We start from the raw sequence: 25,063 nt of genomic DNA on the forward strand, positions 1-25,063 counted from the left end.
AACCTTACATTCTCAAAAACAAATTTCTTCCTTCTCATATTAATACTGATTGCTATTTTCCACTAGGATATTTAATTTAAATTCATTATTTTGTAACGAACAATGCAGCAAGTAACCAGGATTGCTTTCCTCTTTATTTCATTCCCTATCCTTATTTATGCTGCTGGTACAATCGAATTCTTAGCTTTTTTCTTTTCCGATCTTTTATAAACATAGCTAACAATAATTGGACAGATGATTGCAGATACTACGCATGCTGCTGCAACTTGGGCAGTAGCTGCTGGTGCTATAGAAGCTAATGTTGGGTCTGCAGCTGCAACAACTGCTGGTGTAGCTACAGCATTTCCTGCAGTTGATCCTGTTGCTAAACCAACGATAGGATTTTCTTTAAATAACTTTAAAAGGAAGTAAGCCCCAATTCCAGTGAATGCAGCTATCAATCCTAGTAATAAGCCAGGGCCTCCCGCTTCTATTATCGTCCTAAGATCCATTCCTGCTCCTAATGGGAAGGAGAAGAATGGGATTAATAATAATTTACTGCTTCCTAGAAACTTTCTCATATCAGGATCAATATTTCCTAAAATCATTCCTATTAATATTGGGATTAATACTCCTACAAGCGCATGAAATGGAATGGAAGCAAGACCAGAAGCTCCTAATGCAACTAATGTAAAAAATGGACCGTCTTTTAAAGAAAATAACGCATATGCTCCTACATCCGTTTCATCACCATAGGAGGAAGCAAGTGATGCGTACAAACCACCATTAGCATTTAATAACGCTGCAAGAATGGCTAAAGGGGATAATCCTAGAATTCCAGCTGGCCCAAAGATTATGGCTACTGCAATCCCTATACCTGCCCCTACTATAAATTTTCCTGATAGTAAGATTGCCCCTTTTTTAATTGCCTTTGGAGCTAATTTAAAATTAATTTGCGAGCCAATTAAAAACATAAAACATGCCAAAATGGTCGATGATGCTTCTTTACTAAATAATGCCGTAGTAAAATGATCAATTTCTAAAAATTGCGGGAAAAATGTGTTCGTTAATACCCCTAAGAATAATGGAACAACCATCATCCCACCTGGAATTTTATCAAGCGTTTTCTTAATCGGAATATGCATACTTTATCCTCCTAAAAAAAGTTTATATTATTACTTGTGAGGAAGCGATCTAAACATTTTGATTGGACCACGAATCCCCTTTTGTTTTTACATGTTCATCATACCCTCCGGTTAAACGCTTTCATAGTTTGTGTAAGTTTAATCATTCTTTTTGTAAATAAAAAAGTAAGCGGTTTCCAAACCTGCTTACAAAAAGTTTTTTATTAAGTGTTCCTTCCAGTAATTATATTCATGTTGATAAACAGGCCTTCCAATCGTTCCATAGATAACCTTCACTTCAAGTATTCCTAAATCCTTTAGGAAATTAAGATACTTTCTAGCAGATACTCTTGATATTCCAACAACATTTGCTACATCATCCCTTGAGAAAGGTGCTTCCTTTAATTTCTGAATCGCATCCCATATTTGCTTCAGGGTATCTTTTGTTAACCCTTTTGGCAGTTCCTCTACAATAACAGCCTCTTCTCTATGTAAAAGGAAGGAATCCAGTTCTTGTTGACTAATAGAATCCCGCTTATCCGTCATCCTAGTTTGCTCAAGGTAAGTAGTGAGAGCAGCATTAAACCTTTCAAACTCAAAAGGCTTAATTAAATAGTCGACAATACCCTGCCTTAAGGCTTTCTTAATTCGTTCAAAATCCGAGGCTGCCGATATAATGATAACATCAATTTCAAGTTCATTTTTTCTAAGATAGGCTAACAGTTCTAATCCGAGCTTGCCTGGCATAAAAATATCTAAAAGAATCAGCTGTACTTTTTCTTTTTTCAATAAAGCGATCGCTTCATCTACTGAATTAGCTGTTTGTGCCAATTGAAATCCATCTATTTGCGAAAGGTATCGTTTATTTATTTCCGCTACCATCGGGTCATCTTCTACAATCATTACATTAATCATTTCTCCTCACCTCTACTTTATAAGGTATATACACGGCAAAAGTTGTCCCCTTTCCAGGCTTTGACGAAATAATGAGATCCCCTTCCAATCTTTCTACTGCTTGCGTTAAAAGAAACAAGCCAAATCCTCGATTATTTCCTTTAGTAGAGAAACCTTTATCAAGAATTTTATTTTGCAGGGAATTCGTCATTCCCATCCCTGTATCTTTGACTTCAATGGTTAAAATCTCTTCTGCATAATCCAATTTAAGATCTACCTTTTTGTTTATACTATCTACACTCGCCTCAATAGCATTATCAAGGATATTCCCAATAATCGTGATTAGTTCATGGGTAATTTCCGGGTTTGCAGGCTTTGGAAGTTTATTTTCACAATCAAAGTAAAGCGAAACTCCAGATTCTCTGGCAAAGCTTAACTTACCAATCAGAAACCCAGCAAGAACAGGATCTTGGACTTTCTTCGTAACAAAGCCAACTTCTGTTTCCCGATGATTTACCGTTTCACTTACATAATTAGCAAGTGTATCGTATTGTTCCGTCCGAACGAGACCAAGGATAACATGAAGTTTATTCATAAATTCATGTGCTTGGGCACGGAGAGCATCCGCATAATTACGTACACCTGTCAATTGTTCAGCCAATTGCTGGACCTCTAATTTTTCACGGAATGTTGCAATAGCACCCACTACTTGATTTTCCACAACTACTGGTACCCGGTTTACTAAAATAGTCACACCATGCAAGTTCTGCTCTTGGTCCAAATCCATTTCAGCCGATTTTATAATGCGTGTTAACCGAGTATCTGGCAAATAATCTTCAATATTTTTACCAATAGCATTCTCATCAAGACCCGCTTTTTGAAAAAGCTTACTAGCTGCCTTATTAACAAGGGTGATTTTGCCCTCCTGATCTATTGCTATAATTCCCTCGCGTACAGACTGAAGCATAGAACTACGCTCTTCTAGAAGCTTAGCAATAGCAAAAGGCTCAAGTCCTAACAGAATTTTTTTGAAGTATCTTGCCAGAGACACGGCCCCAATTACACCAATCAAAGTCCCAATCAATGTTCCCATAAAGATGCCCATCCGTCCTTTATGGACAGCCTCTGTCACACTCTTTAAAGAAATTCCTACAGCAACTGCGCCGATTTGTTCTCCTTCTTCGTTCTTGATAGGAGTAAACGCTCGCATGGAATGGCCAAGCGTTCCCTTAGAAATGGAAACATACTCCTTTCCCTCCAGCACTGGACCTTCATCTCCTCCGCTGAAGTGCTTCCCCACTTTACTAGGTTCCGGGTGGGATAGACGATTTCCGTCCATATCCATCACAACAACAAAGTTAACATTTGTTTGTTCTTTTATTTCATTTGCAAAAGCTTGAATTTCTGTCTGGCTACCTTTTCCTTCGAGAACCTCTTTCGCCTGTGGAGTAACGGCCACCATCCTTGCAACATCCAATGCCTTCTCTTCCTGTGTTCCTTCTACACTGGAGGTTATTCCTTTACTTATAATCAAATCGGTTATTAAAAGGGATAACACAACAACAATACATACAAAAATAATAATAATGACTTGTAAGTATGAGTAAAATGTTTGTGGGAGAATAAATATCCTTTTTGTCTAGTTGGGGGACGCGTCCCCCAACTAGACAAAAAGGCCACCAAGCGAGAGCGCGGTAGCTGGAAAAAATGAAGCATTAAAAAAGAGAGCTTCCTTTTGTAAAGTAGAATTTGACTAGAAAACTACGAAAAGGAGAGGCTCTCATGAATCAATGTAACACAAAAATGCCATCATTAAAAGAATTGGAAAAAACTTTATTTCGAACACTACAAATGACGTTTCAAGAAATTCTTGTTCAAACATTAGAAAATTGGGATCAAGAGATTGCTCAGCAACGAGACAAAAGAAGATTTGCTTTACGAGATAAACGAGAAATACGAGTAGATACAGCGTTTGGAGCTGTGGAGCTGAAGCGTAATTATTATTTCGATCGTGTGACCAAAAAATATATTTGTCTATTAGATCACTATTTACAGTTTCAGGGGAATAAGGGATTTAGTCCACTACTAGAAGAATGGGGGTTAGAACTAGCGACGAATGGCTCCTCCTATCGAAAGGCGGTGGAAACGTTCGAACAATTTTTAGGCTATTCGGCGATGAGCCATGAAGCATTACGGCAACATCTTCTTCAAACAAACGTACTTCCCGCTAAGGAAAAACGCCCTTTTCAAAAGGTATTGTTCGTCGAAGTAGATGGATTATATGTGAAGAGCCAAGAAAAGAAAAAGCGTGGATGGGAGTTGAAATTCGCCGCTGTACACGAGGGATGGAAAGAAAACGGAAAGCGAGTCAGACTCCGAAATAAAAGGCATTTTCTCTATGAAGGAAAAGAACCCTTTTGGGAAGCCTTTGAAACGTTCTTACAGAATAATTATGCGTATGATCCTACCCAAACCTTGCTTATTATTAATGGCGATGGAGCAGGCTGGATAACGGCATGTCGAGAGTATTTTCGGGAACGCGCCTTTTTCACCATGGATCGTTTTCATGTCGCTCGTTCAATGAAGCAACTAATGAAGAGCCATCCTCGATACCGCTACATGAAAAGAGCGTTAAAAAACTACCAGGTAGAAACATTACTTCTAGAGTTGAATAGCGCAGTAGGAACAATGGATACACCAGAAGAAGAAGAAAAACTAGAGCATTTCCTTGCCTTTTTAACGCATCATCAGGAAACCATAAAAGATTACCGTAGTTGGTTACAGGAAAAAGGTGTGGACACGACAGCGTATCGTCCAATGGGAAGTGCAGAGGCGATGATGAATCAATTAGCCAAACGATTAAAAAATGGAAGAGCATGGAGCAAAAAAGGGGTCATGAGCATGGCGCGCTTGTGGATTGGATTGAAGGATGACCTATCCATCCAAACGATATATGGAAAATGGGAAAAGACCACGGAAAAATCAAAGAAAGAGCATCGACCGAAAAGAAAAATACCCACAAAATTAGTAACAGAAACCGTGCGTCAGAACATGCCATACTTAAATCAAGCGATTGGAAAACCCATTCACTTTGCCTTACAGGGATTAAAAGGTTTTTAAAACTTACTAGTTATAGAAGATTACAATATACTTTTTTACAAGGAACACTAGAAAATAAAAAAGAGGCTTCTCAAAAGTTTACTTAAACTTTTGAGAAGCCTCCGTTGTCTAACTTCAATATTAGCAAAATGTTAGCATTGCGCTCCCCTCTTACATAAAACCCTCATATATCAAGGGGTTTGGGCGATGATTACATCATGCCGCCCATTCCACCCATGCCGCCCATATCAGGCATTGCAGCACCTGCGCCACCTTCTTCAGGTTTATCAGCAACTACAGCTTCTGTTGTTAAGAACATAGCAGCTACACTTCCTGCGTTTTGTAAGGCAGAACGAGTAACTTTAGTTGGGTCAACAATACCAGCTTCAATCATGTTTACCCACTCGCCGTTAGCAGCGTTGAAGCCTGTTCCTACTGGTTCGTTTTTCAATTTCTCAACGATTACAGATCCTTCTAGGCCTGCGTTGAATGCGATTTGACGAACTGGCTCTTCGATTGCGCGTAGAACGATGTTTACACCAGTTGCTTCGTCGCCTTCTGCTTGGATAGCAGCTACTTTATTGTATACGTTTAGAAGAGCTGTACCACCACCTGCTACGATACCTTCTTCCACAGCAGCGCGAGTAGAGTTTAGAGCGTCTTCGATACGTAATTTACGTTCTTTTAATTCTGTTTCCGTTGCAGCACCAACTTTTACTACTGCTACACCACCAGAAAGTTTTGCAAGACGTTCTTGTAATTTTTCACGGTCAAATTCAGAAGTTGTTTCTTCTAATTGAACACGGATTTGGTTTACACGTGCTTGGATATCTTCTGTTGAACCAGCACCTTCTACAATTGTAGTAGTTTCTTTTGTGATGACTACTTTTGCAGCGCGTCCTAAAGACTCAATAGAGGTTGTTTTAAGCTCTAAGCCAAGATCTTCTGTGATTACTTGACCGCCAGTTAAAACAGCGATATCTTCTAGCATTGCTTTACGACGATCACCAAAGCCAGGAGCTTTAACAGCTACTGCAGTGAATGTTCCGCGAAGTTTATTTAATACTAATGTAGCATTTGCTTCGCCTTCTACGTCTTCTGCAACGATTAATAATGGTTTCCCTTGTTGAACTACTTGCTCTAATACTGGTAAGATTTCTTGGATGTTCGAAATCTTCTTATCTGTAATTAAAAGATATGGATTTTCAAGAACAGCTTCCATTTTATCTGAATCAGTAACCATGTATGGAGATACGTATCCACGGTCGAATTGCATACCTTCTACTACATCTAATTCAGTAGTGAAACCTTTTGATTCTTCAATTGTGATAACTCCGTCGTTACCAACACGCTCCATTGCTTCAGCGATTAATTGTCCTACTTCTTCATCAGCAGAAGAAATAGCAGCAACTTGTGCAATAGAAGCTTTGCCTTCGATTGGTTTAGAAATAGCTTTTAACTCTTCAATTGCAGCAGCAATCGCTTTGTCCATCCCTTTACGGATACCCATTGGGTTAGCACCTGCTGTAACGTTTTTAAGTCCTTCGCGAATCATTGCTTGTGCTAGAACTGTCGCAGTTGTTGTACCGTCCCCTGCAACATCATTTGTTTTGCTTGCTACTTCTGCAACAAGTTTTGCCCCCATGTTTTCAAATGCATCTTCTAATTCGATTTCTTTTGCGATTGTTACACCATCATTTGTAATAAGTGGTGAGCCATATTTTTTCTCAAGAACCACGTTGCGTCCTTTTGGTCCAAGTGTTACTTTTACAGCATCTGCTAGAGCATCAACCCCACGCAGCATAGCACGGCGAGCTTCTTCACTAAATTTAATATCTTTAGCCATTTTGAAAAACCTCCTCAAGTATTGTTATCTCATGTATTTTTTTATTACGTAATCTCTTATGTTAAAATTGAATTAGCCAATAATAGCTAAAATGTCGCTTTCGCGAAGAATTAGATACTCTTTCCCTTCGTATTTCACTTCAGTACCAGAGTATTTTGAGAAGATAATGCGGTCATCAACAGATACTTCAAGCGCTACACGCTCTCCGCTCTCTAATACGCGACCAGTTCCTACAGCTACTACTTTGCCTTCTTGAGGCTTTTCTTTAGCAGAGTCTGGTAATACGATACCACTTGCAGTTTTTTCTTCTGTTTCAACAAGCTCAATAATAATGCGATCTCCTAATGGCTTTAACAAGTGAAACAACCTCCTCAAATTATATACATTTTATTTTCTTATTAGCACTCAATCACTATGAGTGCTAACACAATTATTATATTAATTAATCTTTTCTCATAATGCAAGAGACAAGACTTATTTTTTCGTAAATTTTTTTCTAGTTTCTATTTCCCTTAGAGAGTATATACGTTAAAGCTTTAAATATTCACACTTTCTATTATTTTAGTTGTTACTATTTGAAACAGAGCACTGCTTATTAGTAGAATAGGAAGTATGATTGTCTCTTTGCTCAAATATAATAAGAACAGATTAACATTGATATATTCCTTTCACACATTTTTTTAAACCTATCAATTATCTAAAGGAGCTTTTATTTTGAAAAAAGAATATTGGATTATTTTAATAACTTACATCGCCATGCAGCTCTCCACTTTTGTTGGAGTTCCGGTCATTCTTTTTATTGCTGGTTTACTTGGATACAATCCAGCTTCCAAAGCGATTCAATTCCAATCTAACATTATTTGGCTAATATTTAGTTTTATCATCGCCTTAATTATCTGTCTTGTTTTGCTAAGAAAGGAAGTCAGTAATCCGATGCGTTCAGATGTAATGAGCATTCCTTCCTCTATTGGGTGGGCAATTGGTGGGGTATTTCTGTCTTTATTTGCCCAAAGCTTTGCCGGAATCATTGAACAGCAATTAGGCATAAAACAAGGATCAGAAAACACAGAACAAATTATGCAGCTTATCAACGCAGCACCTCTTGTGATTATAGTAGTAAGTATTATTGGACCGATTCTAGAGGAAATTGTATTTCGTAAAATCATTTTCGGTTCCCTATATCAGCGATTCGGATTTTTCATTTCTGCACTAATTAGTTCCCTAATCTTTGCAGTTGCTCATAGAGATTTTGTCCACATCCTTCTATATGCAAGCATGGGCTTTACCTTTGCATTCCTATATGTAAAAACCAAAAGAATCCTTGTGCCAATCTTTGCCCATGTCGCAATGAACACACTCGTAGTAATTTTGCAATTAAACTATGACAAAATTATCGAATGGCAGGAAAAATACTCGGGCGTAACACAATTTATTGGAGGATTTTTATAAAATGAGAAGATCACAGTTATTTTCAGGAGTTCTATATATTATTTTTGGAGCTCTTTTTACGTATTTTGCAATCCACGATTTACAATTAAATCAAGAATGGGGATTCTATACGTATTTACTAGTCATCCTGGCAACCTTTGACATCGGATCAGGAATAAAATTAATCAACTTTCACTTTTTCCTGAAAAAAAACCAAACAGATAGAAAAAAGCCGAAACAATGATAGAAAATAATTAAGAGTGGAAATCAACGGGCCACTTTTTAATTCTTTCTAAAAAAAATGCGTGTATAAGAATGTAGTTTCCGCTACACCCTTATACACGCATTTCCTTTTTATTCTTCCGTTTCCTCTGCCTCTACATCTGGCGTAGGATAATGCTTTAAGAAATAAACAAGCGATTGCAGCTCCACAGCCAAATCAATATGATGTACTCTCACATTCGCTGGCACATTTAAGCGAGCGGGAGTAAAATTCAATATTCCTTTGATATTGCTCTCTACTAAACGATCTGTAATAATTTGTGCTGCATGTGCTGGTACCGTTAGTATTGCTACTTCAACACCATTCTCTTGCAGAACCTTCTCTAAATCATCCATATGATGAATAGGCACATCGTTCACTAAAGTGCCAATCTTTTCTTCTATAACATCGAATCCTACTTCAATTTTTGTGTTATTATTTTTTAAGAAGTTATATTTCAAAAAGGCAACCCCTAAATTACCAACACCAATTAAAGCTACTTTCGTTAGTTCATCTTGATCTAATGTTTTACGGAAAAATGATAATAAATAGTTTACATTGTATCCATATCCCTTTTTTCCAAGCGCGCCAAAATAAGAGAAATCCCGTCTTATTGTGGCAGAGTCGACCTTCACTGCTTCACTTAATTCAGCAGAAGACACTCTCTGCTTACCTGATGAATGTAAATTTTTTAAAAAGCGATAGTATAATGGTAACCGCTTTGCTGTTGCCTGCGGTATTTTCATTACCTCATTATGCATACTTATCCCCTACCTATATATAAAAATTAGCAGTTATTCTACTGCTCTCTTTTGTAATCGCCATTTTTTCCACCTGATTTCTCGACTAAATAGGTGTGGCCAATTACCATCCCTTTATCCAAGCTTTTACACATATCATAAATCGTTAAAGCTGTAACAGATGCAGCAGTCAATGCTTCCATTTCCACACCTGTACTTCCGACTGTCTTTACGGTTGCGGAAATAATCAATTGAAAATCTTCCGCATCGTCTTCCCATTGAAATGATATATCGACACCCTTCAACATAATTGGGTGACACATAGGTATGATGTCAGCTGTTTTTTTAGCAGCCATTATTCCTGCTACTTGGGCAACAGCTAGTACATCTCCTTTTTTTATCTCCTGCTTTATGATTTTCTCATAAATTTCTTCACTTACTTTAATACTAGATAGAGCAACAGCAATGCGAGCGGTTTCACTTTTTTCTGATATATCAACCATTTTCGCATGGCCTTCCTGATTAAAATGTGTAAACTCCCCCATAATAACACCTCTAAGCAAAATGATACACTATTTTAAAGAGAATGTGTATTTATTATCACTTTTTTCCCATTTTCCCTTTTATTGCAGGATAACATATTTATAGGTTACACTTATGGTACATAATCCCCTGAGGTGAAGAAATGATACTATTACAAGTAAATCAGCTATCTAAGCATTTTGGAGCTGAACTTATCTTATCAAATATAAAATTAGAAGTACAAACGAGAGACCGAATCGCTCTAGTGGGAAGAAACGGCGCTGGCAAATCTACCTTATTGAAAATTATCGCTGGGCAATTATCCTATGACTCCGGTGAAATCATAAAGCCTAAAAATGTCGAAATAGGGTATCTTGCTCAAAACACAGGTTTGGAATCAAGCCTTTCCATTTGGGATGAGATGTTAACAGTTTTCCATGAGCTTCAAGTAAAAGAAAAACATTTAAGAAAACTGGAACAAAAGATGTCCGATCCCAATACAATCGAAAACCCAGATGCTTTTGAGCGAATTTTAAAGGAATATGACCACCTGCAATTTGAATTTAAAGAAAGCGGTGGCTATCAATACGAAGCAGATATCCGCTCCGTTTTACATGGTTTAAACTTTAGTACATTCGATTACAGTACAAAAATCTCTACGTTAAGTGGTGGTCAAAAAACAAGATTAGCACTAGCAAAGCTTCTACTAACTACACCAGATATTCTCATACTAGACGAACCAACAAACCATCTAGATATTGAAACATTATCTTGGTTGGAGCAATACTTGCAAGGTTATAAGGGTGCTGTATTAATCGTTTCCCATGACCGTTATTTCCTTGATAAAGTAGTGACCCAAGTGTACGAAATATCAAGACACCATATTCAAAAGTTTATTGGTAACTATAGCGGTTATCTTGAGCAAAAAGCGGCAAATTATGAGCGAGAAATGAAACTTTACGAAAAGCAACAAGATGAAATTGCCAAACTAGAAACATTCATTCAAAAAAATTTAGCAAGAGCGTCTACTACCAAAAGAGCACAAAGCCGCAGAAAAACATTGGACAGAATGGATAGAATCGATCGTCCAGACGGCAATGAAAAATCTGCTTCCTTTGGCTTTGAAATTACAAAACAAACAGGAAATGATGTATTAAAAATTAATGATCTTTCCATTGGTTATAAAGATAATTCAGTATCTGAGCATATTTCCTTCCAAATAAATAGAGGTGAAAGTGTTGCCCTAGTTGGCCCAAATGGTGTTGGAAAATCAACGCTATTAAAAACAATCATTGATAGGCTGCCAAAACATGCTGGTTCGATAGCACTTGGCTCAAATGTCATGATTGGATACTACGATCAAGAACAAGCAGAACTTACCTCTAATAAACGAGTCCTTAATGAATTATGGGATGACTTTCCACTGACACCTGAAAAAGATATCCGTACTGTCCTCGGCAATTTCTTATTTTCAGGAGACGATGTTTTAAAAATAGTAAATTCATTAAGTGGTGGAGAGAAGGCACGTCTCGCATTATCTAAGCTAATGATGGAAAAACCAAATGTCTTAATCTTGGACGAGCCGACAAACCATTTAGACTTAGACAGTAAAGAAGTACTCGAAAATGCTTTAATTGATTACCCAGGTACCATTCTTTTTGTTTCCCATGACAGATATTTTATTAACAGAATTGCAACAAAGGTGATTGAATTAGATAAGAGTGGATCCACAGAATTCTTAGGCGACTATGATTATTATGTGGAAAAGAAGCTGGAGCAAGCAGAAATTCAGGCATTAGAAGCAAATGCTGCTGTAAAACAAGCACAAAATACAGGGACAGAAGAGAAAAGCTCTTACCAAATGAGCAAGGAAGTGCAAAAATTAGAACGTCAAAGATTAAGAAGAATTGAAGAAATAGAAACAACTATTGAAGAGCTAGAAATAAAAGTATCAGAACAGGAAGCTCTTCTATGCGAACCTGAAATTTTCCAAGATCATGAAAAGGTCTTAGAGTTAAATAAAAGCCTTGAACAGTTAAAAGATCAAATCGAACGGTTAATGGATGAATGGACCGAATTATCAGATAAGTAAAAAGTACTGGGTATTTATTTACCCAGTACTTTTTTTCCACATTATTATCCACATATCAAGGATTGTTTTATCAGCTTTCCACATATTTACCCACATTATCCACAAATACATAATGAATTATTCACATTATCCACAACGTGTGTATATAACATCATATTTATTCACAGTGACGCATATAGGGCCAAAGTCTTACTCCATTCCATTGTGGATTGTTATATCTAATCCTGGGTTTCCGTTCAAATCCAATCTTGATCGCTGTCCTTTTTCAAAGAAAATGGTTCCTGCTGCAGCAATCATTGCCGCATTATCTGTACATAAAGCTAATGGTGGTATCGTTAATTTTACGGAATTCATCTTTTTAAACTTATCCATAAGAGCAGTTCTAAGTCCTTTATTAGCAGCAACCCCACCTGCTAATACAACTTGCTTCACTTGGTACTGCTCTGCTGCTTCGACAGTCTTTGATACCAATACTTCCACAACACTTTCCTGAAAGCTAGCTGCCAAATCTTCAGGTCTAATAACTTCTCCACGTTGCTCAGCGTTATGCACAGTGTTGATAACTGCTGATTTCAATCCACTAAAACTAAAATCATAGGTTCCTTCTATCCATGCTCTTGGCAACTTTACAGCAGCAGCATTCCCTTCTGTCGCTAGTCGATCAATATGAGGGCCACCTGGATAAGGAAGATTAAGTGTTCGCGCAACCTTATCATAGGCTTCTCCAGCAGCGTCGTCTCTTGTTTCTCCAATAACTTCAAAATGACCATGCTCTCTCATTAATACTAATTCTGTATGCCCACCAGAAACCACTAGTGCTAATAAAGGGAATTCTAAGTTATCCACAAGTTGATTGGCATAAATATGCCCAGCAATATGATGTACACCCACAAGTGGGATATCATGTGCAAAACTTATTGCTTTAGCAGCATTCACTCCTATTAAAAGAGCTCCTACCAAACCTGGTCCCTCTGTTACAGCAATTGCATCGATTTCTTCATAAGTGACATCCGCTTGGGAGAGCGCTTCTTCTATTACAAGCGTAATTTGCTCCACATGATGTCTTGAAGCAATTTCTGGAACGACTCCACCAAATCTCTTATGGCTTTCAATTTGAGAAGCTACAATATTTGAAAGGATTTCCGATCCATTTCTTACAATAGAAACCGCTGTTTCATCACAGCTTGTTTCCATACCCAATATAATCAAATCATTATTATTTTTCATAATTTCACCCACATTACTAAAGCATCTTCTTGATTATCTGTATAGTACTTCTTTCTAATTGCACCGTTTTGGAATCCTAGTTTTCTATATAAATTTTGTGCCACCATATTTGTCACACGGACTTCTAATGTCATAGAAGTAGCACCAAGCTGCCTTGCCTCATCCATTATCTTTGTAAGTAACGTTTCACCGAGCTTTTTTCCTCTGTACTCTGGCAGAATAGCTATATTTGTAATATGAGCTTCATCTACAACAATCCATACTCCACAATACCCGACAAGCCCTTCTTCATGTTGGATTACAATATATTTAGCAAATCGATTTTGTGTTAGCTCATTATAAAAAGCCTCTTTACTCCAAGGAGTAGTAAAAGAAATCATTTCGATTTTGAAAATATCATCGATATCCGCAACTGTCATATAGCGAAATTCAAATGCTGACATTATCCCCTGTCTTCCTTTATCTCTTTTTTATTTGCTTTCAGCCAATTTGCCTCTGCCTCTGCTAACCGTATATAATTAGGTGTAAACGTATGTATCGCTTCAGCTGGCCTTGATTCTCCTAACATAGCAAGGATAGAAGGTCTCGGATTAAAATCCACTCCATCTGCTAAATAAGCAAGATCACCTAATCCGTCCTTTAAGATTTCTTCATGAAGAGGTAAATCATTCCCAACAAATAATATGCTTTTCTTCAATGGAGCAAGGTGCTGAACCCAATCTGTAGATAAAATCAATTGATCCTTTTTTATTATTTCCACTTTATTACTTGTAAAATGATATAACCCTGTATAAATCTGTCCTCTTCTAGCATCGAATAGTGGAGACACATAACCATCAAAATATCGTCCTACAGATGCAGCAAGTACTTCTAGGCTAGAAACACCTACTAATGGAATATTTAATGTCCAGGCAAGTGTTTTTGCAATCGTAACCCCAATCCGAACGCCTGTATAAGATCCAGGTCCTTTTGCTACTACAACCTTGGAGAGATCCTTTGGCTTTATATCACATTCCTTCATTAATTGCTCGATCGCAGGCATCGCTCTAATCGAATGGTTCTTTTTCAGGTTAGTGATATATTCCCCAATTACCTTTCCATCTTCATATAAAGCAATACCTAAAACAAAATTTGACGTATCTATTGCTAATATCTTCATTCAAATATCTCCTTACATAATTGCATATAGCGAGAACCTTTAGGGGATAAAACTATTTTCCTTCCTGAAGTGTCGTCATAAAACAATTGAATTTGCAAAAATTCTATTGGCAGTTGGTCCTCAATTAAATGGGCCCATTCCACAACAGTAACTCCATCCCCTTCAAAATACTCCTCAAAGCCTAAATCTTCCTCACTATCCTTTAATCGATAGACATCCATATGATATAACGGTAATATCCCTTGATATTCCTTTATTATTGTAAAGGTTGGACTGTTAACCGTTTTAGCTATTCCTAATCCTTTCGCGATTCCTTTTGTAAAAGTTGTTTTGCCAGCGCCAAGATCCCCTTCTAAAGTAATTACATCCCCTGCTTTTAAAAGCAAGCCAATTCGCTCAGCAAAACTAATCGTCTCTTCCACATTATCTGCCTTCCACTCAAAGTTTTTCATAAATTACTCCTAATATAAAATTTAATAATGGTATATCTTTTATTATACTCAATAAACCTATGAGTCTAAAGCAAGTCTCCTTGTTTTTTTGAGGAAACAGAATAGTTTGTCTCATAATCCTAAAAGAAATACAAAATATCCATTCAAATCAATCTATTATACTTTTTTTCATTCATTTATCAGTCTGTTTAACTTAGATATCCACAGTCTCTCCATTTTAGAGGTTCTTAGACGAACAAAAAAATCCTTAGGTTATTCCTAAGGATTTTTTTCATTGTTTGATTGCGGGGACAGGATTTGAACCTGCGACCTTCGGGTTATGAGCCCGACGAGCTACCAGACTGCTCCACCCCGCGACGATATTAAAAATATAAAAGCCTGGCGACGTCCTACTCTCACAGGGGGAGAACCCCCAACTACCATCGGCGCTTTAGAAGCTTAACTTCCGTGTTCGGTATGGGAACGGGTGTGACCTTCTCGCTATCGCCACCAGACTATTTAATTTTTGAGAGTTATTCCCTCAAAACTAGATTATGAAGTAAAGATAAGAAATGAGTAATCTTTCTTAGCTTACGCTAAGATTTATTGTCCAGCTCCAACGCCTATCGCCTATCAAACTTCCGATCATCTCTTTTGCGTAAGTCAACATCGATTCACTTACGTTCATCGTGTTTCCTTTATCGAAAGAACAAGCTCTTCCAGTTTGTACGCCGATAAACAGGCGTTTCCGCTTTTCGTTTTAGTTAAGTCCTCGATCTATTAGTATCAGTCAGCTCCACATGTCGCCACGCTTCCACCTCTGACCTATCAACCTGATCATCTTTCAGGGATCTTACTAGCTTACGCTATGGGAAATCTCATCTTGAGGGGGGCTTCATGCTTAGATGCTTTCAGCACTTATCCCTTCCGCACATAGCTACCCAGCGATGCCTTTGGCAAGACAACTGGTACACCAGCGGTGCGTCCATCCCGGTCCTCTCGTACTAAGGACAGCTCCTCTCAAATTTCCTACGCCCACGACGGATAGGGACCGAACTGTCTCACGACGTTCTGAACCCAGCTCGCGTACCGCTTTAATGGGCGAACAGCCCAACCCTTGGGACCGACTACAGCCCCAGGATGCGATGAGCCGACATCGAGGTGCCAAACCTCCCCGTCGATGTGGACTCTTGGGGGAGATAAGCCTGTTATCCCCGGGGTAGCTTTTATCCGTTGAGCGATGGCCCTTCCATGCGGAACCACCGGATCACTAAGCCCGACTTTCGTCCCTGCTCGACTTGTAGGTCTCGCAGTCAAGCTCCCTTGTGCCTTTACACTCTACGAATGATTTCCAACCATTCTGAGGGAACCTTTGGGCGCCTCCGTTACTTTTTAGGAGGCGACCGCCCCAGTCAAACTGCCCACCTGACACTGTCTCCCACCCCGATAAGGGGTGCGGGTTAGAATGTCAATACAGCCAGGGTAGTATCCCACCAATGCCTCCACCGAAGCTAGCGCTCCGGCTTCCAAGGCTCCTACCTATCCTGTACAAGCTGTACCAAAATTCAATATCAGGCTGCAGTAAAGCTCCACGGGGTCTTTCCGTCCTGTCGCGGGTAACCTGCATCTTCACAGGTACTATAATTTCACCGAGTCTCTCGTTGAGACAGTGCCCAGATCGTTACACCTTTCGTGCGGGTCGGAACTTACCCGACAAGGAATTTCGCTACCTTAGGACCGTTATAGTTACGGCCGCCGTTTACTGGGGCTTCAATTCAGAGCTTCGCGCGAACGCTAACCCCTCCTCTTAACCTTCCAGCACCGGGCAGGTGTCAGCCCCTATACTTCGCCTTGCGGCTTCGCAGAGACCTGTGTTTTTGCTAAACAGTCGCCTGGGCCTATTCACTGCGGCTCTCGCAGGCTTGCACCCGCAAGAGCACCCCTTCTCCCGAAGTTACGGGGTCATTTTGCCGAGTTCCTTAACGAGAGTTCTCTCGCTCACCTTAGGATTCTCTCCTCGCCTACCTGTGTCGGTTTGCGGTACGGGCACCATCAATCTCGCTAGAGGCTTTTCTTGGCAGTGTGGAATCAGGAACTTCGGTACTATATTTCCCTCGCCGTCACAGCTCCGCTTATGTGGTAATGGGATTTGCCTCATTACCGGCCTAACTGCTTGGACGTGCTAATCCAACAGCACGCTTACCCTATCCTCCTGCGTCCCCCCATTGCTCAAATGATTGAAAGGTGGTACAGGAATATCAACCTGTTGTCCATCGCCTACGCTTTTCAGCCTCGGCTTAGGTCCCGACTAACCCTGAGCGGACGAGCCTTCCTCAGGAAACCTTAGGCATTCGGTGGATGAGATTCTCACTCATCTTTCGCTACTCATACCGGCATTCTCACTTCTAAGCGCTCCACCAGTCCTTACGGTCTAGCTTCAACGCCCTTAGAACGCTCTCCTACCACTGACATCATTAGATGTCAATCCACAGCTTCGGTGATACGTTTAGCCCCGGTACATTTTCGGCGCAGAGTCACTCGACCAGTGAGCTATTACGCACTCTTTAAATGGTGGCTGCTTCTAAGCCAACATCCTGGTTGTCTAAGCAACTCCACATCCTTTTCCACTTAACGTATACTTTGGGACCTTAGCTGGTGGTCTGGGCTGTTTCCCTCTTGACCACGGATCTTATCACTCGTAGTCTGACTCCCAAGAATAAGTATTTGGCATTCGGAGTTTGTCTGAATTCGGTAACCCGATGGGGGCCCCTAGTCCAAACAGTGCTCTACCTCCAATACTCTAAATCTTGAGGCTAGCCCTAAAGCTATTTCGGAGAGAACCAGCTATCTCCAAGTTCGATTGGAATTTCTCCGCTACCCACACCTCATCCCCGCACTTTTCAACGTGCGTGGGTTCGGGCCTCCATCCAGTGTTACCTGGACTTCACCCTGGACATGGGTAGATCACCTGGTTTCGGGTCTACAACCACATACTATTTCGCCCTATTCAGACTCGCTTTCGCTGCGGCTCCGTCTTATCAACTTAACCTCGCATGTAATCGTAACTCGCCGGTTCATTCTACAAAAGGCACGCTATCACCCATAAATGGGCTCTAACTACTTGTAGGCACACGGTTTCAGGATCTATTTCACTCCCCTTCCGGGGTGCTTTTCACCTTTCCCTCACGGTACTGGTTCACTATCGGTCACTAGGGAGTATTTAGCCTTGGGAGATGGTCCTCCCTGCTTCCGACGGGATTTCTCGTGTCCCGCCGTACTCAGGATACACTCTGGAGGGAACGAAGTTTCGACTACAGGGTTTTTACCTTCTACGACTGACCTTTCCAGATCGATTCGTCTACCCCGTTCCTTTGTAACTCCATATAGAGTGTCCTACAACCCCAAGAGGCAAGCCTCTTGGTTTGGGCTAATCCCGTTTCGCTCGCCGCTACTCAGGGAATCGCGTTTGCTTTCTCTTCCTCCGGGTACTTAGATGTTTCAGTTCCCCGGGTCTGCCTTCAGTACCCTATGTATTCAGGTAAAGATTCTATCCCATTACGGATAGAGGGTTTCCCCATTCGGAAATCTCTGGATCAAAGCTTACTTACAGCTCCCCAAAGCATATCGGTGTTAATCCCGTCCTTCATCGGCTCCTAGTGCCAAGGCATCCACCGTGCGCCCTTTCTAACTTAACTTAGTTTCGACCAAAGATAAGCGGCGTATCTCTTCGTCAGCTTCCTTACTCTGCTCCTCACGTACTAGCGTACGCTCCGGTGCTCGCTCGGTCGCTTCCTTGACCTACTTGCTTCTCTTTGCTCTCAAATCTTTGAAAGGGTATTCGATTGATACGATTACTTTTCAAAGAAATAATTCTCTAAAATAGAGAATCTAAGATGGCGATTACTCGGTTTCTTTCTTGTTTTTACTATTCATAATCTAGTTTTCAAGGAACAATTTCGGCTAAAGATAAACTTCGCATCTCTTCGTCAGCTTCTTCGCTCTGCTCCTCACGTACTGTTGTACGCTCCGGTGCTCGCGCGTTTGCTTCCTTGATCTACTCGTTTCTCTTTACCCTCAAACTTATTACTGTTTTTGAGGAATTGCTCCCTCAAAACTGAACAACAAATCGTCAACAATCTTTGATGGAATGTACATTCCATTTTCCTTAGAAAGGAGGTGATCCAGCCGCACCTTCCGATACGGCTACCTTGTTACGACTTCACCCCAATCATCTATCCCACCTTAGGCGGCTGGCTCCAAATGGTTACCCCACCGACTTCGGGTGTTACAAACTCTCGTGGTGTGACGGGCGGTGTGTACAAGGCCCGGGAACGTATTCACCGCGGCATGCTGATCCGCGATTACTAGCGATTCCAGCTTCATGTAGGCGAGTTGCAGCCTACAATCCGAACTGAGAATGGTTTTATGGGATTTGCTAGGCGTCACCGCTTTGCTGCCCTTTGTACCATCCATTGTAGCACGTGTGTAGCCCAGGTCATAAGGGGCATGATGATTTGACGTCATCCCCACCTTCCTCCGGTTTGTCACCGGCAGTCACCTTAGAGTGCCCAACTAAATGCTGGCAACTAAGATCAAGGGTTGCGCTCGTTGCGGGACTTAACCCAACATCTCACGACACGAGCTGACGACAACCATGCACCACCTGTCACTCTGTCCCCCGAAGGGGAACGTCCTATCTCTAGGAGTGTCAGAGGATGTCAAGACCTGGTAAGGTTCTTCGCGTTGCTTCGAATTAAACCACATGCTCCACCGCTTGTGCGGGCCCCCGTCAATTCCTTTGAGTTTCAGCCTTGCGGCCGTACTCCCCAGGCGGAGTGCTTAATGCGTTTGCTGCAGCACTAAAGGGCGGAAACCCTCTAACACTTAGCACTCATCGTTTACGGCGTGGACTACCAGGGTATCTAATCCTGTTTGCTCCCCACGCTTTCGCGCCTCAGCGTCAGTTACAGACCAAAGAGTCGCCTTCGCCACTGGTGTTCCTCCACATCTCTACGCATTTCACCGCTACACGTGGAATTCCACTCTTCTCTTCTGCACTCAAGTCCCCCAGTTTCCAATGACCCTCCACGGTTGAGCCGTGGGCTTTCACATCAGACTTAAAGGACCGCCTGCGCGCGCTTTACGCCCAATAATTCCGGACAACGCTTGCCACCTACGTATTACCGCGGCTGCTGGCACGTAGTTAGCCGTGGCTTTCTGGTTAGGTACCGTCAAGGTACAAGCAGTTACTCTTGTACTTGTTCTTCCCTAACAACAGAGTTTTACGATCCGAAAACCTTCATCACTCACGCGGCGTTGCTCCGTCAGACTTTCGTCCATTGCGGAAGATTCCCTACTGCTGCCTCCCGTAGGAGTCTGGGCCGTGTCTCAGTCCCAGTGTGGCCGATCACCCTCTCAGGTCGGCTACGCATCGTTGCCTTGGTGAGCCGTTACCTCACCAACTAGCTAATGCGCCGCGGGCCCATCTGTAAGTGACAGCGTAAACCGTCTTTCAGCTTTTCTACATGTGTAGAAAAGGATTATCCGGTATTAGCTCCGGTTTCCCGAAGTTATCCCAGTCTTACAGGCAGGTTGCCCACGTGTTACTCACCCGTCCGCCGCTAACTTTAAAAGCAAGCTTTTAAAGTCCGCTCGACTTGCATGTATTAGGCACGCCGCCAGCGTTCGTCCTGAGCCAGGATCAAACTCTCCAATAAAGAGTTGATTAGCTCATTGCTAAACTCTAGCTTTTTATTACTTGTTGTCATTCTATAACATTCGTTATAACACGATTATTGTTGACGTTTGTTTGTTCAGTTTTCAAAGAGCAATAAAAAATTTGGAGCGGGTGATGGGAATCGAACCCACGACATCAGCTTGGAAGGCTGAGGTTTTACCATTAAACTACACCCGCATTATAAGGTTGATATTTATTTTTAAGCTTGATATCAATGGTCGGGAAGACAGGATTCGAACCTGCGACCCCTTGGTCCCAAACCAAGTGCTCTACCAAGCTGAGCTACTTCCCGAATATGGCGCGCCCGAAAGGAGTCGAACCCATAACCTTCTGATCCGTAGTCAGACGCTCTATCCAATTGAGCTACGGGCGCATATTTCCGAAAGCGACTTTATAATCATACAACATATTTTATCGGCTGTCAACACTTTTTTTGATGCGGCCGAGAGGACTTGAACCTCCACGGGGTTGCCCCCACTAGGCCCTCAACCTAGCGCGTCTGCCATTCCGCCACGACCGCACTACAAGAGATAATTTATTGTACATTCATAAATCTTTTTCGTTTATTAGATGGTGCGGGTGAAGGGAGTCGAACCCCCACGCCTTGCGGCGCTAGATCCTAAGTCTAGTGCGTCTGCCAATTCCGCCACACCCGCTTATTCTAATATATATAATGGTGAGCCATGGAGGATTCGAACCTCCGACCCTCTGATTAAAAGTCAGATGCTCTACCGACTGAGCTAATGGCTCGTGGCTGGGCTAGCTGGATTCGAACCAACGAGTGACGGAGTCAAAGTCCGTTGCCTTACCGCTTGGCTATAGCCCAATAATAAAAATTTAAATGGCGGTCCGGACGGGACTCGAACCCGCGACCTCCTGCGTGACAGGCAGGCATTCTAACCAACTGAACTACCGGACCAAACTTTCAAAATTACAAATAACAAATGACCCGTACGGGATTCGAACCCGTGTTACCGCCGTGAAAGGGCGGTGTCTTAACCGCTTGACCAACGGGCCATAACTTTAAATTGCTTTCTGGCGGAGAAGGAGGGATTTGAACCCTCGCGCCGCTTACGCGACCTACACCCTTAGCAGGGGCGCCTCTTCAGCCTCTTGAGTACTTCCCCAAAATGGCTCCGCAGGTAGGACTCGAACCTACGACCGTTCGGTTAACAGCCGAATGCTCTACCACTGAGCTACTGCGGAATAATATCCATCGACTTGTCCAACTATCTAACGAGACAGTTGCCAGCAGTTGCATTAACAAGTTGCTCTCTTGTCGACTCTTTACATTATAAGGACATATAAATAATAAGTCAAGCACCTTTCAAAACTTTTTTCGAAAATAAAATTCCTCATTGAAAATCACTTATCAACACTAATTATTTCTTCTAATTTTAATCTTCCTCTACATTTTCCACAAACATACTTTCTTATGTCCATTCTTTTTTTCCTAGTATATTTTTGTTGACATGAAACACAAGAATAAATAAGAACTCTCTTCGATTGCCCTTTCTTCCTTTCAGCTGGTAGAGAAGAACAAAACCTAGGACCACCTACTCTTTTAAGAAGCGTCTTAAAATCAGCATCCTTATGTTGATATCCTCTGTTTAATAAATGAAGATGATAATGACATAATTCATGCTTAATAATACCTATTAACTCCTCTAATCCCAATACCTCATAATACGTTTTATTAATTTCAATATTATGAGTGTTTAATAAATACCTTCCCCCAGTAGTTCTTAATCTAAGATTAAAAGATGCTTCATGTTCAAACTTTCTTTCAAAATACTTCCAAGAAATATCCTCAACTAATCTTTGTAATTCTTCATTTGTCATTGATCCGTTTATCCCTCCTCAACAAGACAAACTATTATAGCATACAATAAACTTATACCTTACTAAATCTTATCGAATGATATAACACCGTCCAAATCAAAACATTTTCTTATCCATTATATTATAGAGAGAAGTGCGCTATTGATGGATATTTCAAGAAAGTGGAAGGAACGATTTTTCGTTCTTAACCGAGTTTAATGATTACAACAAGGAGTGAATATAATGCCTAATTGGTTACAAAACCAAATTAAAAAAGCCTTCTTTGAAAAAAACAGCTATCAAGTAAAGCTATTAAATCAATGCTGGTATTACTATTGCCGTAAAAATACTCCAAGTTAGCTATCCTTTAGTGCTCGATTATGTGTAAAAATCCTTTACTCCTAAAAATTAGGATCACCTGTATTTCCACGCTTAAAAAACAGGCGATCCTTCTTTATTATTTCTCGTCTTTTGGACTTAACATAGTAAGCGCAACTCTTCCTTTATTTTGATCTACACTGTCTACCCAAACAGTAACTACATCCCCTACACTTACTATATCAAGTGGATGCTTAACAAACTTATTGCTCAACTTAGAAATATGAACTAAACCATCTTGTTTAACTCCAATATCTACAAATGCACCAAAATCGACTACATTTCGAACCGTACCTTGTAATTCCATTCCCGTTTGTAAATCTTCTAGTTTTAATACATCTTTTCGCAATAATGGTGCAGGAAGGTCTTCCCGTGGATCTCGAGATGGACGAACCAATGCATCAATAATATCTTTTAATGTAAGTTCTCCAATATTAAGTTCTTGTGCAATATCCTTCATTTCAACTTTTGTTAGTACTTCCTTTAATTCAGGAGTGCCGATATCTTGTGACTTAAATCCTAATTTAGATAGAAGTTTCATTACTTCACCGTAATGTTCAGGGTGGATGCCAGTTCGATCTAAAGGCTCTTCCCCATCTAATACGCGCAAAAAGCCGATAGCTTGCTCATATGTTTTAGCCCCTAAACGTGGTATCTTCTTTAATTGTTTGCGATTGCTGAATTTACCTTCTTCTTCTCGTTTTTTTACGATATTATTAGCAACAGCCTTGGAAAGGCCAGCAACATATTGCAGTAAAGAAGACGATGCAGTATTTACATTAACTCCAACTTGGTTAACTGCTGTTTCTACAACAAAATGTAATGATTCCGCTAATTTTTTTTGTGATACATCATGTTGATATTGACCAACACCTACAGATTTTGGATCGATTTTCACTAATTCTGCTAATGGATCTTGTAATCTCCTCGCAATAGACACTGCGCTTCTTTCTTCCACTTGAAAATCCGGGAATTCTTCTCTTGCAATTTCGGAAGCTGAATAAACACTAGCTCCAGCTTCATTTACGATTAAATAATAAATCTCTTTATTCTGCTTATTTAGCATCTCAGCAACAAATTGTTCTGTTTCTCTCGAAGCAGTACCATTCCCCACTGCAACCATTTCAATATGATAGCGATCAAGAATGCTTTGAAACTTTGCAGCTGCATCTGCTCTTTTGGACACTGGTGGATGGGGATAAATTACTCCTATTTCTAATACTTTCCCCGTTTCATCGACTACAGCTAATTTACAGCCTGTCCGATAAGCTGGGTCCACTCCGAGAACCATTTTCCCTTTAAGGGGTGGCTGTAATAATAGATTTCTAAGATTTTCCGAGAAAATATGTATTGCCTGCTCCTCAGCCTTTTCTGTTAACTCATTTCTTATTTCCCTCTCAATAGACGGCTGAATAAGACGTTTATAACCATCTTCTATTGCTTCTTTCATAATTACTGTTGCAGGAGAATACTCATTTTTTATCCACTTTTTCTCTAAGTATTCTATTATTACATCTGTTGGAGCACTGATAGCTACTTTTAAGATATCTTCTTTTTCTCCTCGATTTACAGCTAGTGTACGATGAGGAACAATTTTATTTACTGGCTCTTCATATTCATAATACATTTCATAAATATTTTTTTCGTCCTTCTCTAACTTTTTAGAGCTAGTTTGAACTTTCCCAGTAAGCATCGTCTTGTTTCTAATCCACTTTCTACTCTCTGCATCATCTGATATGCGCTCTGCTAAAATATCTTTCGCACCATTGATCACATCTTCAATTGTTAATACTTCTTTTTCTTCGGATATATATTTACAGGCTTCCTCATCCAACGATTTTTCCTTTGTCAGACTTAATAACCAGTCCGCAAAAGGTTCTAATCCTTTTTCTTTCGCAATAGTAGCTTTCGTACGGCGTTTTTGTTTATATGGACGATATAAATCTTCTACTTCCTGGAGCTTGATTGCCTTCATAATATTATTTTGCAATTCTTCTGTCAGCTTGCCTTGCTCTTCGATTAAACGTATAACTTCTTCTTTTCTTTGAGCTAGGTTTTGAATATATGTATAGCGATCGATAATATCCTTAATCTGCACTTCATCTAGTGCTCCTGTTTGTTCTTTTCTGTATCGAGCAATAAAAGGAACTGTATTCCCATCTTCTATTAGCGCAATAACACTTTTCACCTGTTTAATCGATACATTCTGTTCTTTTGCAATAATAGCTAAATAATCCTGCCCTTTTTCCTGTTCCAAAACTTTCTCCACACAACTCACGATCCTTTCTAATCCATCGAGCAATCACTAAAAAAATATAATATCC

18 protein-coding genes, 12 tRNA genes and 3 rRNA genes are annotated in these 25,063 nt (G+C 40.3%); 5 read left to right on the forward strand and 28 right to left on the reverse strand.

Annotated features, from left to right (window positions below):
* Positions 1–155: 155 nt before the first annotated feature.
* The 3 genes from ACWNMZ_RS00305 to dcuS form a co-directional block, all read right to left on the reverse strand.
* Positions 156–1,124, reverse strand: coding sequence for a 2-keto-3-deoxygluconate permease (locus tag ACWNMZ_RS00305; RefSeq protein WP_031539004.1), 969 nt, complete (start codon positions 1,122–1,124; stop codon positions 156–158).
* 186 nt (positions 1,125–1,310) lie between these two features.
* The gene (locus tag ACWNMZ_RS00310) at positions 1,311–2,018 is read right to left on the reverse strand and encodes a response regulator (RefSeq protein WP_441131491.1); all 708 of its coding nucleotides are present in this window, start codon (positions 2,016–2,018) and stop codon (positions 1,311–1,313) included.
* A complete protein-coding gene (dcuS, locus tag ACWNMZ_RS00315) occupies positions 2,011–3,621 on the reverse strand; it encodes a DcuS/MalK family sensor histidine kinase (protein WP_449598265.1) in 1,611 nt (536 codons plus the stop codon). The genes ACWNMZ_RS00310 and dcuS overlap by 8 nt, the downstream gene beginning before the upstream one ends.
* 158 nt (positions 3,622–3,779) lie before the next feature.
* Here dcuS and ACWNMZ_RS00320 point away from each other — a divergent pair, with 158 nt between their 5' ends.
* On the forward strand, positions 3,780–5,117 hold the full coding sequence (locus tag ACWNMZ_RS00320; RefSeq protein WP_251628884.1) for an ISLre2 family transposase: 1,338 nt from the start codon (positions 3,780–3,782) through the stop codon (positions 5,115–5,117).
* 190 nt (positions 5,118–5,307) lie between these two features.
* On the opposite strand, the gene groL is transcribed toward ACWNMZ_RS00320, so the two are convergent.
* Positions 5,308–6,942, reverse strand: a complete 1,635-nt coding sequence (gene groL / locus ACWNMZ_RS00325) for a chaperonin GroEL (protein WP_048716483.1) — start codon at positions 6,940–6,942, stop codon at positions 5,308–5,310.
* A gap of 72 nt (positions 6,943–7,014) precedes the next feature.
* Complete coding sequence (gene groES, locus ACWNMZ_RS00330) at positions 7,015–7,299, reverse strand: co-chaperone GroES (protein ID WP_031540004.1); 285 nt, start codon at positions 7,297–7,299, stop codon at positions 7,015–7,017.
* Between the two features lie 357 nt (positions 7,300–7,656).
* On the opposite strand from groES, the gene ACWNMZ_RS00335 reads away from it, so the two are divergent.
* Positions 7,657–8,391 (forward strand): CPBP family intramembrane glutamic endopeptidase, encoded by a 735-nt coding sequence (locus ACWNMZ_RS00335; protein WP_048716480.1) that lies wholly within the window; start codon positions 7,657–7,659, stop codon positions 8,389–8,391.
* A gap of 1 nt (position 8,392) precedes the next feature.
* Positions 8,393–8,614: a YdiK family protein gene (locus tag ACWNMZ_RS00340; protein WP_449598254.1), complete on the forward strand. Its 222-nt coding sequence runs from the start codon at positions 8,393–8,395 to the stop codon at positions 8,612–8,614.
* A gap of 110 nt (positions 8,615–8,724) precedes the next feature.
* On the opposite strand, the gene ACWNMZ_RS00345 is transcribed toward ACWNMZ_RS00340, so the two are convergent.
* Together ACWNMZ_RS00345 and moaC are read right to left on the reverse strand one after the other, a co-directional pair.
* A complete protein-coding gene (locus ACWNMZ_RS00345) occupies positions 8,725–9,393 on the reverse strand; it encodes a redox-sensing transcriptional repressor Rex (RefSeq protein ID WP_031540007.1) in 669 nt (222 codons plus the stop codon).
* A gap of 38 nt (positions 9,394–9,431) precedes the next feature.
* Positions 9,432–9,917 (reverse strand): cyclic pyranopterin monophosphate synthase MoaC, encoded by a 486-nt coding sequence (gene moaC / locus ACWNMZ_RS00350; protein WP_449598255.1) that lies wholly within the window; start codon positions 9,915–9,917, stop codon positions 9,432–9,434.
* 140 nt (positions 9,918–10,057) lie between these two features.
* On the opposite strand from moaC, the gene ACWNMZ_RS00355 reads away from it, so the two are divergent.
* Complete coding sequence (locus tag ACWNMZ_RS00355; RefSeq protein ID WP_449598256.1) at positions 10,058–11,986, forward strand: ABC-F family ATP-binding cassette domain-containing protein; 1,929 nt, start codon at positions 10,058–10,060, stop codon at positions 11,984–11,986.
* 189 nt (positions 11,987–12,175) lie between these two features.
* On the opposite strand, the gene tsaD is transcribed toward ACWNMZ_RS00355, so the two are convergent.
* The 20 genes from tsaD to ACWNMZ_RS00455 all read right to left on the reverse strand — a co-directional run bounded on the left by tsaD (position 12,176) and on the right by ACWNMZ_RS00455 (position 22,382).
* Positions 12,176–13,213, reverse strand: a complete 1,038-nt coding sequence (tsaD, locus tag ACWNMZ_RS00360) for a tRNA (adenosine(37)-N6)-threonylcarbamoyltransferase complex transferase subunit TsaD (RefSeq protein ID WP_031540010.1) — start codon at positions 13,211–13,213, stop codon at positions 12,176–12,178.
* Positions 13,210–13,656 carry a ribosomal protein S18-alanine N-acetyltransferase gene (rimI, locus tag ACWNMZ_RS00365; protein ID WP_235252721.1) on the reverse strand — a complete coding sequence of 149 codons (447 nt, stop codon included), beginning with the start codon at positions 13,654–13,656 and terminating at the stop codon, positions 13,210–13,212. Before rimI ends, tsaD begins: the two co-directional genes overlap by 4 nt.
* Positions 13,656–14,372, reverse strand: coding sequence for a tRNA (adenosine(37)-N6)-threonylcarbamoyltransferase complex dimerization subunit type 1 TsaB (gene tsaB, locus ACWNMZ_RS00370; RefSeq protein WP_251628919.1), 717 nt, complete (start codon positions 14,370–14,372; stop codon positions 13,656–13,658). Before tsaB ends, rimI begins: the two co-directional genes overlap by 1 nt.
* A complete protein-coding gene (tsaE, locus tag ACWNMZ_RS00375) occupies positions 14,369–14,824 on the reverse strand; it encodes a tRNA (adenosine(37)-N6)-threonylcarbamoyltransferase complex ATPase subunit type 1 TsaE (protein WP_235252723.1) in 456 nt (151 codons plus the stop codon). The genes tsaB and tsaE overlap by 4 nt, the downstream gene beginning before the upstream one ends.
* A 282-nt stretch (positions 14,825–15,106) precedes the next feature.
* Positions 15,107–15,180 (reverse strand) — tRNA-Met (locus ACWNMZ_RS00380).
* A gap of 20 nt (positions 15,181–15,200) precedes the next feature.
* A 5S ribosomal RNA gene (gene rrf, locus ACWNMZ_RS00385) occupies positions 15,201–15,318 on the reverse strand.
* 245 nt (positions 15,319–15,563) lie between these two features.
* Positions 15,564–18,498: ribosomal RNA gene (locus tag ACWNMZ_RS00390) — 23S ribosomal RNA — on the reverse strand.
* A gap of 474 nt (positions 18,499–18,972) precedes the next feature.
* Positions 18,973–20,520 (reverse strand): 16S ribosomal RNA (locus tag ACWNMZ_RS00395).
* Together the 16S, 23S and 5S rRNA genes with 12 tRNA genes alongside form the textbook arrangement of a ribosomal RNA operon.
* Before the next feature lie 123 nt (positions 20,521–20,643).
* Positions 20,644–20,717 (reverse strand) — tRNA-Gly (locus ACWNMZ_RS00400).
* 38 nt (positions 20,718–20,755) lie between these two features.
* A tRNA-Pro gene (locus ACWNMZ_RS00405) sits at positions 20,756–20,832 on the reverse strand.
* 4 nt (positions 20,833–20,836) lie between these two features.
* Positions 20,837–20,913: transfer RNA gene (locus ACWNMZ_RS00410), tRNA-Arg, on the reverse strand.
* Between the two features lie 64 nt (positions 20,914–20,977).
* Positions 20,978–21,060, reverse strand: a tRNA-Leu gene (locus tag ACWNMZ_RS00415).
* Positions 21,061–21,111: 51 nt separating this feature from the next.
* Positions 21,112–21,196: transfer RNA gene (locus ACWNMZ_RS00420), tRNA-Leu, on the reverse strand.
* Positions 21,197–21,214: 18 nt separating this feature from the next.
* Positions 21,215–21,290 (reverse strand) — tRNA-Lys (locus ACWNMZ_RS00425).
* Position 21,291: 1 nt separating this feature from the next.
* A tRNA-Gln gene (locus tag ACWNMZ_RS00430) sits at positions 21,292–21,366 on the reverse strand.
* A gap of 16 nt (positions 21,367–21,382) precedes the next feature.
* A tRNA-Asp gene (locus ACWNMZ_RS00435) sits at positions 21,383–21,459 on the reverse strand.
* A gap of 26 nt (positions 21,460–21,485) precedes the next feature.
* Positions 21,486–21,557: transfer RNA gene (locus ACWNMZ_RS00440), tRNA-Glu, on the reverse strand.
* Positions 21,558–21,576: 19 nt separating this feature from the next.
* Positions 21,577–21,667, reverse strand: a tRNA-Ser gene (locus tag ACWNMZ_RS00445).
* Between the two features lie 4 nt (positions 21,668–21,671).
* Positions 21,672–21,746 (reverse strand) — tRNA-Asn (locus ACWNMZ_RS00450).
* 159 nt (positions 21,747–21,905) lie between these two features.
* Complete coding sequence (locus tag ACWNMZ_RS00455) at positions 21,906–22,382, reverse strand: SprT family protein (RefSeq protein ID WP_031540176.1); 477 nt, start codon at positions 22,380–22,382, stop codon at positions 21,906–21,908.
* Between the two features lie 222 nt (positions 22,383–22,604).
* On the opposite strand from ACWNMZ_RS00455, the gene cmpA reads away from it, so the two are divergent.
* Complete coding sequence (cmpA, locus tag ACWNMZ_RS00460) at positions 22,605–22,721, forward strand: cortex morphogenetic protein CmpA (protein ID WP_109767903.1); 117 nt, start codon at positions 22,605–22,607, stop codon at positions 22,719–22,721.
* A 97-nt stretch (positions 22,722–22,818) separates the two neighbouring features.
* Here cmpA and ACWNMZ_RS00465 read toward each other — a convergent pair whose 3' ends face one another.
* A complete protein-coding gene (locus ACWNMZ_RS00465) occupies positions 22,819–25,008 on the reverse strand; it encodes a Tex family protein (protein WP_031540175.1) in 2,190 nt (729 codons plus the stop codon).
* Between the last annotated feature and the right edge of the window lie 55 nt (positions 25,009–25,063).

Source organism: Niallia sp. Marseille-Q9988 (assembly GCF_976954375.1).